Genomic DNA, 13209 nt, shown 5'->3' with positions numbered 1-13209 from the left:
CTTCCTTCCCTAATCAATTAATATTGAATTGGAATTTCCCCCATGGTTCCAAATAATCGAGAAGAAAAATTTCCTCTTCTGTTATTCGGCCAACTACATTCGTTTTCCCCGAATTCTTCATTTCCTTTAACGCAATCTGCAATTCCCCTTTATATTGTCCATAGAGCTCATTTTCAATTAATATATCACCGCGCCTAATATCAGGCGTATATGTTGGTTTAAATTCTTCGCTCTTATATTTCACACGTGATTGAGTCGAGCGAATTAAATAATCGGAAACATCTCCACGGTAAAAATGGAATTCTTCCAATACTATTTTTTTCTCTAATGCTGTAATGGTTTCGTGAAGGTTAACATTAAATGTTAACAGACCGCTGTTTAACAGGCTAAGCTGCTTCAATTCATCTTCAGATGCGTAAGCATTTGCAATGATTACATCATCAATCAACCCTGTCGCATACAAATGTTTCGCTTGTGTTGTAATGGGCAATTCCCGGTGCATTTCTAAAGTACATAATCCTTCCGTTACAGGCCAAGGACCGTACGTTGCTGCATGTGAGCTGATGAATGCTGCCGTGCGGATATTATGCTTTTTGAATGACTCACAGCATTTTATAAAATGAGGATAGCTCAAACCTGCATAGCGATGAGGATAGAAGTTATGCGATCCGACTAAATTCTCTTTATTTGGTTTGTAATCGATAATATTTTCTAAATATTTTGTTGCATTGCTCATATTTATTTCAATTTTGAGACCATATGGATTATGTGTCATAATCGACTCTTCGTTACCTGTAAAGCCCATGTCCAACCTGATCCCATACGCACCTAATTCTGCAAAAAACGATAAGTCATTATAAGAAATGCCTAGCGAACCGAATACTCGGGGAGCAATATCGACCATCACTTCCATATTCAATTGATTGGCATAACGAATCGTTTCTTTAAATTCTTTTAAAATCTTCTCTTTGTCTCCTTCGACAGATAGCAAGCAAGTAAAGATCTTTTTGAATCCATATTTGTGTGCAAGTGCAATGTATTCCATGTCTTTTTCAACGGTTGAATGCTCTGGATAGATTGATATACCGAGTTTACCCATTATTTAATCACCTCTTTAGTGTTGTGGAGCTAGCTTTTTTACAATGCGAATCATATGTTCAATTAGCTTTTGTTCACTCATTGCCGTCATCAAGTGATCCTGAGCATGAATCATCAATAAAGTTTTCTCACTTGGAACTCCATTCAATTCTGCTTGAATCAGTTTGGTTTGTGTTTTATGGGCCAAGTTCAATTCTTCCTGCCCCTGTTTAATTAGTTGATCTGCACTTTCAAAATTGAATTCTTCCGCTTCTTTCAATGCGTCGAATGCTAAACTTCTCGCATTTCCGGCATGTGATATTATTTCAAAAATCTCCATTTCGTTATTATTCAATTCAGTTGACATATCATTACACTCCTATTTTAAGTTAGATTTTGAAGGTTCATTGGATTACTGTAATCCAGATTTACTGTTTAAAACACCATTCACTTGATGTTAGGTACAGCATTTTGACTGAAGAATCGTGGTAAGTATTCTTCATGCGCCTTTAAAAGTTTTTGCAAAACCATTTCCGCCAGGTCATCACTTGGAATAAGCGGGTTAATCGTTAAAGCCAATAACGCTTTATCATAAGAACCTGTAACGGCTGCCTCAGCACCAATTCTTTCAAATGATTTGATTTGTTGAATTAAGCCATGCACTTGTATGGGTAATTTACCCAAAGACAGAGGAATTGGTCCATTTTTAGTGACGATACAGCTTACTTCTACTGCTGAATCATAATCTATATCAGTAAGGGATCCTTTGTTTTGTACATTTAGCACTTGAATGTCTTTTTTATCATTATAAATAGAAGAAATGACGTTACACGCTGCATCGCTATAGTAAGCTCCACCGCGCTGTTCTAATTGTGGAGGCTTGATGTCAAGGGTTTCATCCTTGTATAGGTCAAACAAACCTTCTTCTAATTTTTTCACAATTTCAGCTCGAGTTTTTCCTGATTTGAAAGCTTCCAACTCTTCTTCTAAAATCGTTTTCGTTTTGTAATAATAGCGATGGTACGGGCAAGGCACCACTCCTAAAGATTTCAAAAACCTTCTGTTCCAGGCCAATGGGGCAATATTCTTCATCGTCAGCTGAATTTCAGGATTGCCAAGCATTTCAAGCACTTTATCTGTGACTTCTTGATCATCAACGAACACATGCATCCCGTATACCATATGGTTTAACCCGGCAAAATCTATGTGCACTCTCTTCATATCAACACCAAGCATGTTAGAAATAGACATGTGCATATTAAACGGAACATTGCATACCCCAATGACTTTTTTATGCTTGCTGTAGCGGAGAAGGGCTTCCGTTACCATCCCTGCTGGGTTTGTGAAATTAATTAACCAAGCATCAGGGCAGAACTCCTGCATTTCTTCTGCAATTTCCAGAAGAATGGGGATTGTTCGTAATGCTTTGGACAATCCTCCTGCACCGTTTGTTTCTTGACCAATTAATCCTAATTCCAATGGGATGCGCTCGTCCTTGATTCGTGCATCAAGTAAACCCACTCTCATTTGCGTCGTGACAAAATCTGCATTTTGCAAGGCTTGACGGCGGTCTAACGTTAGATGTATTTCCATTGGAAGTCCTGCTTTTTCAACCATGCGTTTTGCCAAGGTTCCTACAATCTCCAGTTTTTCTTTTCCTGCTTCAATATCCACTAACCACAGTTCCCTAATTGGCAACTCATCATATCGATTAATAAAACCTTCTATTAATTCTGGTGTATAACTAGAGCCTCCACCAATTGTGGCAATCTTCAACCCTTTTTTCATTTCCATTCCCCTACCATCTCATAGTTAGCTAATCTGAATTTTCATTTATAGATTATTGCATAGCAAACCAGTGCGCTCACCGCTAATAAAGACAAGAATAATAGTGATGCATGTTTCTTGTTTTTAAACTTACCTTCAACAAAACAAACAACCATCGTCAATCCTGCGCTTATGGCAAAGGTATTTCCCAAGTACAGTGATAATTGTTTATTTATCTCAAAGGCCTCCATTAATCCGTTAAAGATAAAATTAAAAACAAGAATGAAGCTAAAAAATAGAAAGGCACTTTTGTAACTAAAAAAGTGAATTCTGGATGTTGAATTCATATCCTTTCCCCCCCTCAATTTATAAAAGGAGTTTGGAGCAATTAGTCCCAAACTCCCTTTTAGGTATACCTTATAAAGCGATATTTTGATTATCCGTTGTTTCTACCACATTTTCCTGCGCTAAAAGCTTTTTATCGTACATCTTAAAGAATGGCAGATAAATAAGGACCGAAATTGTTAAATTCACCATCACGAGAACAACCGCTCTCCAATCACCGCCTGTTGAAAGGTAGGCACCTATTGGAGCAGGCAATGTCCAGGGAACCATTACATATGTCGGGTTCACAAGTCCGATGGACGTTGCTATATAAGCAAGTGTCGCACCAATTAGCGGTGTAATGATAAATGGAATAATAAGTACCGGGTTCAATACAATCGGCATCCCAAAGATAACAGGTTCATTGATGTTAAAAATGCTTGGCACAATTGTTGCTTTCCCCATTGCTTTACTATAGGTAGACTTTGCCGTTAAGAGCATGGCTATTACTAAACCCAATGTTGCACCAGATCCACCAATCCAAATAAACCATTGGAAGAACGTTTCAGGAGCTATGTGGGGAATTGCCTTTCCAGCTGCAACTGCTGCCGAGTTATTCCCTAAGTATACTTCCCATACCGGACGAGCTACGGCACCTACTACCGATACGCCATGAATACCAAATGACCAAAAGAATGTAATCAAAAATACTGGAATTAATACACCTGGCAATGTATCGCCTGCACTGATGAGTGGTGCAACCGCTTTATCAACAAGTGAATGTAAATCAACAGCAAAAACGACTGTAATTAAAGTCATAACAAGCAGTACAATTGAAACTGGTATTAATGCTTCAAATGAACGGGCTACTGAGGTTGGAACAGAATCCGGCATTTTAATTGTGATATTTTTTGTCTTACAAAGACGTAAAATTTCGACAGCAAAAATGGATACAAGCATTCCTACAAAAAGACCATGGCCTCCGAGATTTGTCATTGGCAAAACAAACCCCACATCATCCATCATCTTTACACCAATTGTGAACAAGAAGGCTGCTAATGATAGTAAACCTCCAGATAGCGGATCAAGTTTATAGCTTTGAGATAAACTGTAGCCTATACCAAAAGTAATATATAGCGTCATGATAAACATCGTTAATCGATATGGTATTAATATTTCAGCTATATGTTTTGCAGACCATTCACCTAATGCAGTATCTGCTGCAACGGGCGGAAATGCAATGATCAAGAATAAGCTGCCAAAGATGATGAACGGTAACGCAGAAACCACACCATCCCGAATTGCGCGTAAATGTTTTTGCTCAGACAATTTAGCCATAGGTGTTGAAAGATTATTTTCTAAAAAAGCTACAAACTTGTCCATTCGTGTTTTCCCCTTTTACGTTTAGTGAAAAGAAATAGTAATTAGTTTATTATTTTGCTAGTTCCGTTACCAGTTTTAGTAGTTTAGGTCCGCCAAGAGGGCTGTAAGCTTGGGCTGGAATGGCTTCACATGGGACACCCGCTTCCTCCGCCGATGCCTTAAAGCCATCGAAACGATGTTTGACTTGCGGAGCTACCATTGCAACATCCCAGCCATTTCGTACTTCTGCATCAAATTCTTGAGTGCCGACTGCCAAAACTTCTATGTTTACACCCTGTTTTTCCCCTTCCTTTTTTAAAGCGCTTACAACGATTGCACTAGACATTCCACCTGAGCATACGAATAATACCTTCATTCTTTGTTCCTCCAATTTTTTTATTTTTTTATAAAAAGCGTTAAATCGTTTTTCTAATGAATCCTTGTGCTTTCACTAAACGATTTGAGGCTTCTTCATATGATACATTCGTTAATATCATGACAATTGCAATTTTAGGCTGGGCATGTGCCTTTTTTAAAAATTCATCTGCAATATCATAGCTACAGTCAGTAGCATCCATGATAATACGTTTTGCACGTTCAACCAGTTTTTCATTCGTCAACTGTAAATCTACCATTAAATTACCATAAACTTTTCCAACTCCAACCATTGATGCGGTGGAAAGCATGTTGCATACTAACTTTTGCGATGTTCCAGCTTTTAAACGTGTAGAACCCGTCAGGACTTCAGGCCCGTTTACAACTTCGATCGCAACTTTTGCAATCTTACCTATCTCAGAACCTTTGTTACAGCTTATCGACACAGTTCCTGCACCAACTTGATTGGCATATTCCAATCCAGCAATAACATATGGGGTGCGTCCACTAGCTGCAATGCCCACTACGACGTCCCTGTTTGTCAACTCGATTTTTTTCAAATCTTCAGGTCCTAGTTCAAAACTGTCTTCAGCACCTTCAACCGCCTTAATGAAAGCCTTTTCCCCACCAGCTATAAGACCCACTACTTCACTCGGATCGGTATTGAATGTTGGGGGACACTCTACTGCATCCAATAAGCCGATGCGCCCGCTTGTTCCTGCACCCATGTAAATTAATCTGCCATTCTTTTTCATGGCTTCGACGATCATCTCCACGGCTTTAGAAATTTGCGGAAGTTCTTTTTTTACACAATGGGCAACTTTAATGTCTTCTTCGTTCATCACTTCTAAAAATTCCAGTGTTCCCATTTCATCTAAACTCATGGTCTTTTCATTACGACGCTCTGTCGTTAAATGCTCAAGCATACATATCATCCTTTTTTATTTCAGTGGTGAAAGTGGTGAAACTTTATTAGCTATAGAGAATATATCACTATTAAAAATTAATTTCAATATTGTATGTACATTTTTAAAATTTAATTTTAAAATAAAAGTAAGATACCTAAACTGATTGATTGTTAGCTTTCTACTAAAACTAAAAATGTAAACCGACTGGCCATTTCATGAACCAACCCTACAATTCTTTTTATTGTAAGATCTTATCTCACTATTCATAGATGACAAATTCATATATTCATTATTTGTTAACGCTTACAAATAATTAAATATAAATTTAAGTAATGAAATGAGGTTGTACTATTGATGAATGAAAGAATTACAAAGAAAAAACTTGGTTCATTGGCTCTAGCCGCTTTGATGGGAGGATCACTTCTCCTTCCTGCTGATTCGAATGCAAATGCAGAATCAGGGGCAATTCCTCAAGCAACGACTTATGTAAAACAGGAACTTCGCGCAACTTGGATTGCAAGTGTGTTGAATATTGACTGGCCGTCCAAACCTGGTTTATCCATATCATCACAGAAAGAAGAATTCATTAAATATTTGGATGAACAAAAAGCGATGGGAATGAATGCTGTCGTTATGCAAATTAAACCTACTGCTGATGCTTTTTATCCGTCTGAGTACGGACTCTGGTCAAAATATTTAACAGGAGTCCAAGGAAAAGATCCCGGGTATGACCCTCTAGCATTCATGGTAGAAGCAGCACATGAGCGTAATATGGAATTTCATGCGTGGTTTAACCCTTACCGCATTACTATGCCTTTAGGTAAAACAGCAGAAAAATCGGATATTGATAATCTTCCAGAATCTCACCCTGCCAGAAAGCACCCGGATTGGGTCATACCCTATGGACAACAATTGTACTTTGACCCAGGCATTCCTGGCGTACAACGGTTTGTGATCGATGGAATAATGGAAGTTGTTAAGAATTATGATATTGATGCAGTCCATATGGACGATTATTTCTATCCTTACAAGATAGCAGGAGTACCTTTCCCAGATGAAACATCCTATCAAAAATATGGAGCAGATCGATTTACAAATGTTGAAGATTGGCGCAGAGATAATGTAAATAACCTTGTTAAGAATATAAATGAAGAAATCAAGGCAGAAAAATCATATGTGAAGTTTGGTATAAGTCCATTTGGAGTTTGGCGTAACAAAGCAGTTGATCCCACAGGATCTGACACTGCGGCTGGACAAACGAATTATGATGATTTATATGCGGATACCAGAACGTGGATCAATAATGGATACATTGATTATATTGCCCCTCAATTGTATTGGAATATAGGATTGCCAGTAGCTGACTATGCCAAACTTCTTGATTGGTGGACAAAAGAAGTCGAAAGTAAAAATGTTCAGCTCTATATTGGACAAGGAGACTATAAAATTAATACAGAGTCCAACGGTGTGCAAAACTGGTTCAATCCTGAAGAAATGCCAAACCAGTTAAAACTGAATCGAACATATAAGGAATTTGATGGAAGCATGCATTTCAGTGCCAAAGATTTACGGAAAAACCCCCTTGGGATAGCGGATCGGTTAAGCGAGGATATTTATAAGCATCCCGCTTTGGTTCCAGCCATGCCTTGGATTGATGATCATGCACCAAAGGCTCCAAAGGTAAGCAAGGCCATACAATCAGGAGATGGAATACAATTTGAAATTCAGGATCATAAGCAATCAGATGCATCTTATTATGCCATTTATCGTTTTGATGGGAAGAAAAAAGGAAACATTGAAGATTCAACGAACTTACTTGCCACAGTGCATAAAGAAAATACAAGTCAATTGTTTAATGATGGCAGTGTAGAAAAAGGAAGGACTTACACATATGTTGTGACTGCCTTAGACCGTACCCACAATGAAAGCAAACAAACTAAACAGATTTATATAAAAGTAAAATGATTTTCAAGAAATAGCTTTATAGCTTAGTGGTACATCTAAGTGAAAACTGGTAGCATACACTGTTGCATATGATGCTAAATTAGAATTATAAAAGAATTGAAGTAGGTGGAATGACGATGTACATAGTTGGATTGATGTCCGGAACATCACTGGATGGAATTGATGCTGCACTTGTTCAGGTGAATAATAGTGGACTCAAGACTGAAATGGAAATGATTGAGTTCATGACATGCCCTTTTCCAAAAGATATTGAAAAAGAAATTATGCAGTCTTTATCTGCAGATACATCCAATGTGCAGTTAATATGCAGTTTGAATTTTAAATTAGGAAAATTATTTGCCAATGCGGTAAAGGAAGTCTGTCATAAAGCTGGACTTCCTATAAATAAACTGGATCTTATTGGATCCCATGGACAAACCATTTACCACCAGCCTTTAAAAGAACAAAATTATATACCCTCCACTTTGCAAATTGGGGAAGCTGCAGTAATTGCTCACGATACAAACACACTTGTAATCTCTAATTTCCGTACGATGGACATGGCTGCTGGTGGACAAGGAGCTCCTCTTGTTCCTTTTACCGAATACATTCTTTATAGAAGTGAAACGAAGGGAAGGTTACTTCAAAACATAGGGGGCATTGGAAATGTAACCGTCTTACCCAAGCAAGCATCTCTGAAAGACATGTATGCCTTTGATACAGGGCCTGGGAATATGATCATTGATGAAGTATGCCGTCAATTGTTCCATATAAACTACGACGAAGGTGGTAACATAGCTAAGCAAGGACAAATTAATGACGAACTTTTATCTTATTGTATCAGCCATCCATATATTATGAGCCCTCCGCCAAAATCAACGGGCAGGGAATTATTTGGCAAGCAATATGTAGTAAAACTATTAAAAATGTTTGAATCACTTCCCAGTCATGATATTTTAGCAACAGTAACGATGTTTACAGCAAAGTCGATTGTGGAGAACTATCGAAATTTCATCTTTCCAAAAACCAATATTGAAGAAGTGATTATTGGCGGCGGTGGCAGCTATAACAAAACGTTATTAACCATGATTCAATCACAGCTTGGAAATTCTATTCAAGTTTTGACTCAAGAAGAGTTGGGATACTCTTCTGAAGCGAAAGAAGCGGTAGCCTTTGCATTACTTGCAAATGAGACTTTCCATGGTAATACAAGTAACGTCCCCAAGGCTACCGGTGCTGACTTCGATGTCATCCTTGGAAACATGACCTTCCCTCCTTCATATCTGAAGGAGTATAAAAATAATGTTTAACCATTAACAAAAGAGTGGAAGGCACATCGTATTTGATGTGCCTTCCACTCTTTTTGTTAATGCCTGAAGAATCATCGCCGACTCTTCTGTTTTTTTATTGGCCAAGCTGCATGGATACATACTTCACTTCTAAATATTCATCCATGCCATAGTGTCCCCCTTCCCTGCCTAAACCACTTTCCTTCATTCCTCCAAATGGTGCTTGGGCAGTCGATGGAGCACTGTCATTAATACCGACAATCCCATATTCAAGAGCATCCGAGTAGGCAACTGCCTTATTTAATGACTCTGTATACACATAAGCTGCCAAGCCAAAATTCGTGTTATTGGCTCGATCTATCGCTTCTTGATCGGTTTTGAATGTAGTGACTGGCGCAATTGGCCCAAACGTTTCTTCCTGCATGCATAGCATTTCATCCGTGACATTGGAAAGTATGGCTGGTGTGATAAAATGGCCTTGTTTTTCATCGACTTTTGAGGTGTTATGGATGATAGCCCCTTTACTTGCAGCATCCTCTAATTGAAGCTGAACTTTTTTTACTGCGGCTCCATCTATCAATGGACCAAGATCGGTTCCTTCCATTCCATTTCCAACCTTCAACGTTAAAACGGCTTCTTCAAAAGCTTGTAAAAACGGCTGTTCGATTGTCTCATGGACAAATATTCGATTCGCACAAATACATGTTTGTCCAGCATTCCTGAATTTCGATTGAATTAAACCATTTACAGCTTCTTCGATATTCGCATCCTCAGCAATGATGAACGGAGCCAATCCACCGAGTTCGAGCGAGACCTTTTTTACTGTTTCTGCGGCTTTTTTCATTAGATGTTTCCCTACAGGAGTGGACCCGGTAAATGTGATCTTTTTAACACGTGAATCATTCATCCACACGTCTGATACGTCTCCCGGTTTCTGTGTAGTTACTATATTTATCACACCTGCAGGAATGCCAGCTTCATGGGCACTTTCAACTAATAGCAAAGCGGTCAAAGGCGTTTGTTCCGCGGGTTTGATGACCACGGTACATCCTGCGGCAAGAGCTGGCGCCACTTTCCTCGTGATCATGGCTGCAGGAAAATTCCACGGGGTAATGGCAGCAACGACACCTACTGCCTGCTTTTGCACTAAAATACGCTTTGAAGCAACGGAGGCTGGAATGATTTCCCCATAGTTGCGCTTTGCTTCTTCAGCGTACCATTTCACGAAACTTGAAGCATATTTCATTTCACCTTTTGCCTCTGCTAATGGCTTTCCTTGTTCCAATGTCATGATCGTTGCGATTTCATCCAGCCTGTCCTCAATGATCGCATACCACTTCTCAAGTAATTCCGCCCTATGATAGGCACTGGTTTTCGACCAAGTCAGAAAGGCAGCTTGAGCTGCATCAACTGCAGCCTTTGCCTCTTTTTCGTTAGCGTCCGGAACATAGCCCACAGGCTCCAATGTTGCTGGATTTTCCACTACAAAATGACTTTCTGTATGAATAGGTGCGCCGTTTATATAAATTGGCCATTTTTCCACTACTTTTTTCATCCTGCTTTAATCTCCTCTTCTTCTTCGTGATCTGTAAAAGTCTTATCATTCTCTCCTTTGAAAAAGTCCTTGCCATATAAAAGGGCACATAATAGAATTCCTGCTGCAAACGCCATTCCAGCACCCTTTATAACAAGGATGGCAGCAACGACCCCTGCAATTCCCAGGTCGCGTTGGCTCTTCGCCTGCATCACGCCTACGCGTACGCTAACATATCCTTGAACCAAAAGCGTTAAGGCCAAGGCCACACCGAGAATTGGTTCCACCAAGCTGACTACCGGCAATAAAAATAACCCTGTATTCGTACCCCAACGGAACGAGCCGGCTCCGCCGAAGAAAGAATTCATGGCTTTCTTGCCATTCTTGAACCGTTCCACAACCACGACCTGCATGGCTGCCCACAGCGGACCGCACATTGTTATATCAGGTCCAATAAAACTCATGATCACATTTCGGCCGCCAAAAATTAAATGAGCTCTGTTTGGATTATAGTCCACTTTTTCATCTTCCCTGACCTCATCAGATTCAGAAAGCAGCGCTTTCGTTTTGAGCACATCCCCGAATACGACTAAATAAGTAGCAAAAACAGCTGGAATCGCACTTAAAAAGAAGGTCAAGGCAGGAAAACCTAAACCGAAAACAGTATAGTCTGTCCAAAGCGTAGCAAAATCCGGACTGCTGAATCCCCATTGGATATCAGGCCATTTTGCTTCTCCAAAAATAGGGGCTACAAAGACCGCAAGCAAGATTGCTGGCAATATCCCTAAATTGCCTATGAATATCCAAACTTTATTCCGCATTTTCAATTTTCCAAAACTTTTCGAGAAAAGCAGGTAAAAGGCAAAGCCGATACAAATGCTTATTGTATAAGGAAATAAATCAAACTTTCCACCTACTTCAAAAATGGAGACGACAGCTCCAATACCAGCTCCTAAAATAATGCCTGATTTGATTGCGTTCGGCACCAATCGCACGACCTTACTGGCAAGTCCGGTCATTCCTAGCAATATCGATAAAATACCTAATGTTAGTTGAAATGCAACGAGTGCATAGACCCGATCAGGTCCTTCGGGAAATTGCCCGACGAACAATACAAGCAATGGAACCGCAGGTGTAATCCAACCCGGTATAACTGGGTCCCCGAGTAAATGATGTGCCAAATACAATAATCCATTCAAGACTACGACGGCTAGAGCCACATCAAAAGGCATACCCAGATGATCTGCAAGCAGTGTAATCGCCCCAAGATCAACTGCACACATCAATAATCCTTGAACATAGTCAGGCCACTCAAAACGATAATGGACAAATGGCAGTCTAATTTTAAAAGGTCCCGCAGGTATATACGATGTCTCTTCTCCATAGCGACGGTTTTTCCATTTCATATTATTTCCTCCACTTAAAAGCCATAGGCTGAACGGTAAATTTTTTCGATATCCCGGACGTTTAATGCACGGGGATTATTGCGAAGTAAACGGACTTGTTTGATGGCCTCGGCAGCCATTTCACTTAAAGCCGATTCCGGAATGTCAAATTCACTTAGTGACTGTGGTATATCAACATAACGGCATATTCTGGTCATCGCTTCTATAGCCTTATCCGCTGCCTCATCATCATTTAAATGATTGACTTTCTCTCCAAGTGCTTCAGCAATGTCACGGAACCTTTCCAAACATGCAATTTTATTCCACTTCATGACAAATGGCAGTAATAATGAATTGCTGACTCCATGTGATAAATGGAAGCGGCCTCCAAGAGGATAAGCTAAGGCATGAACAGCTCCAACACCGGCATTTCCAAAAGCTAACCCTGCCATTAGGCTACCAGTGATCATCGCTTCCCTTGCTTCCAGATTATCTGGTGCAGCATAAGCCTTTGGTAAATTTTTTGCGATTAACTTCATGGCCCCAATTGCCAAAGCATCCGTAACGGGAGAAGCAAATTTGGAAATATAAGCTTCGACCGCATGAACAAGTGCATCCACTCCGCTCGCAGCAGTCACACTTGGCGGGCAAGTCAGCGTCATGACGGGCGATACAATCGCTACATCCGGTAAAAGATACGGACTTACAATTCCCTTCTTAACCTGTTCTTTTTTGTCCGATAAAATCGAAATATTCGTCACTTCTGACCCGGTTCCTGCCGTCGTCGGTATGGCTATTAAAGGTAGACCCGGAACTTCAATCAAGTTCGTACCGAAATATGTCTCGATGCTGCCTGAATTCGTAGCCATGACGGAAGAGGCTTTCGCAATATCCATCGCACTTCCACCGCCTACCGCAATCAGTCCATCATGTTTTCCATCCTTGATTGACCGTACACATTGCTCAACGATTTCAATTTCCGGCTCTGGATTCACATCCGAAAAAATACCACATTCTGTAGAAAGTAAATCCTCAACCCTCTGCACAACCCCAGCACCCACTAAAACTTTATCTGTAACTATCAACGGATTCTTCATCCCTAATCGCGTAACCTCATCAGTCAGCTGCTGTAAAGAATCTGCTCCTGTCACCAATTTGTTAGCCATAGAAAAAATAGAAATATTCATGGTTATCTCCCCTTTCATATGTTTACTAATGCAGGAATCATGCCAAAGTGTGAAAAC

The 13209-nt window shown here is 39.9% G+C and carries 12 protein-coding genes; 2 read left to right on the top strand and 10 right to left on the bottom strand.

The features are described from left to right. Positions 1–13 precede the first annotated feature (13 nt). From MPH60_RS07330 to murQ, 7 genes are all read right to left on the bottom strand, one after another. Positions 14–1099: a DUF871 domain-containing protein gene (locus MPH60_RS07330; protein ID WP_241590285.1), complete on the bottom strand. Its 1086-nt coding sequence runs from the start codon at positions 1097–1099 to the stop codon at positions 14–16. Positions 1100–1114: 15 nt separating this feature from the next. Continuing rightward, positions 1115–1444, bottom strand: coding sequence for a PTS lactose/cellobiose transporter subunit IIA (locus MPH60_RS07325; RefSeq protein ID WP_241590284.1), 330 nt, complete (start codon positions 1442–1444; stop codon positions 1115–1117). A gap of 80 nt (positions 1445–1524) precedes the next feature. After that, positions 1525–2871: a 6-phospho-beta-glucosidase gene (locus MPH60_RS07320; protein ID WP_272492807.1), complete on the bottom strand. Its 1347-nt coding sequence runs from the start codon at positions 2869–2871 to the stop codon at positions 1525–1527. A 35-nt stretch (positions 2872–2906) separates the two neighbouring features. After that, positions 2907–3191, bottom strand: coding sequence for a hypothetical protein (locus MPH60_RS07315; RefSeq protein ID WP_241590282.1), 285 nt, complete (start codon positions 3189–3191; stop codon positions 2907–2909). Positions 3192–3261: 70 nt separating this feature from the next. Continuing rightward, positions 3262–4551 carry a PTS sugar transporter subunit IIC gene (locus MPH60_RS07310; protein ID WP_241590281.1) on the bottom strand — a complete coding sequence of 430 codons (1290 nt, stop codon included), beginning with the start codon at positions 4549–4551 and terminating at the stop codon, positions 3262–3264. A gap of 49 nt (positions 4552–4600) precedes the next feature. Beyond that, positions 4601–4906 carry a PTS sugar transporter subunit IIB gene (locus MPH60_RS07305; RefSeq protein ID WP_241590280.1) on the bottom strand — a complete coding sequence of 102 codons (306 nt, stop codon included), beginning with the start codon at positions 4904–4906 and terminating at the stop codon, positions 4601–4603. Positions 4907–4946: 40 nt separating this feature from the next. Beyond that, on the bottom strand, positions 4947–5831 hold the full coding sequence (murQ, locus tag MPH60_RS07300; RefSeq protein WP_241590279.1) for an N-acetylmuramic acid 6-phosphate etherase: 885 nt from the start codon (positions 5829–5831) through the stop codon (positions 4947–4949). Between the two features lie 336 nt (positions 5832–6167). On the opposite strand from murQ, the gene MPH60_RS07295 reads away from it, so the two are divergent. Both MPH60_RS07295 and anmK read left to right on the top strand, forming a co-directional pair. Beyond that, positions 6168–7778 carry a glycoside hydrolase family 10 protein gene (locus MPH60_RS07295; protein ID WP_405389557.1) on the top strand — a complete coding sequence of 537 codons (1611 nt, stop codon included), beginning with the start codon at positions 6168–6170 and terminating at the stop codon, positions 7776–7778. 116 nt (positions 7779–7894) lie between these two features. Next, the gene (gene anmK / locus MPH60_RS07290) at positions 7895–9067 is read left to right on the top strand and encodes an anhydro-N-acetylmuramic acid kinase AnmK (RefSeq protein ID WP_241590278.1); all 1173 of its coding nucleotides are present in this window, start codon (positions 7895–7897) and stop codon (positions 9065–9067) included. Positions 9068–9161: 94 nt separating this feature from the next. Here anmK and MPH60_RS07285 read toward each other — a convergent pair whose 3' ends face one another. The 3 genes from MPH60_RS07285 to MPH60_RS07275 are packed head-to-tail and all read right to left on the bottom strand — an operon-like array spanning position 9162 to position 13152. After that, positions 9162–10601, bottom strand: coding sequence for an NAD-dependent succinate-semialdehyde dehydrogenase (locus MPH60_RS07285; RefSeq protein WP_241590277.1), 1440 nt, complete (start codon positions 10599–10601; stop codon positions 9162–9164). Further along, entirely contained in the window at positions 10598–11986 is a 1389-nt protein-coding gene (locus tag MPH60_RS07280) for a DUF3360 domain-containing protein (protein WP_241590276.1), read from the bottom strand. The genes MPH60_RS07285 and MPH60_RS07280 overlap by 4 nt, the downstream gene beginning before the upstream one ends. Before the next feature lie 14 nt (positions 11987–12000). Continuing rightward, positions 12001–13152 (bottom strand): iron-containing alcohol dehydrogenase, encoded by a 1152-nt coding sequence (locus tag MPH60_RS07275; protein WP_241590275.1) that lies wholly within the window; start codon positions 13150–13152, stop codon positions 12001–12003. Positions 13153–13209 lie beyond the last annotated feature (57 nt).

It is taken from the genome of Peribacillus sp. Aquil_B1 (assembly GCF_022603275.1).
In the GTDB taxonomy this organism is placed as follows: Bacteria; Bacillota; Bacilli; order Bacillales; family DSM-1321; genus Peribacillus.
Note: the sequence above shows the minus strand (reverse complement) of the source record. Positions and strands in the feature narration are given on the sequence as shown.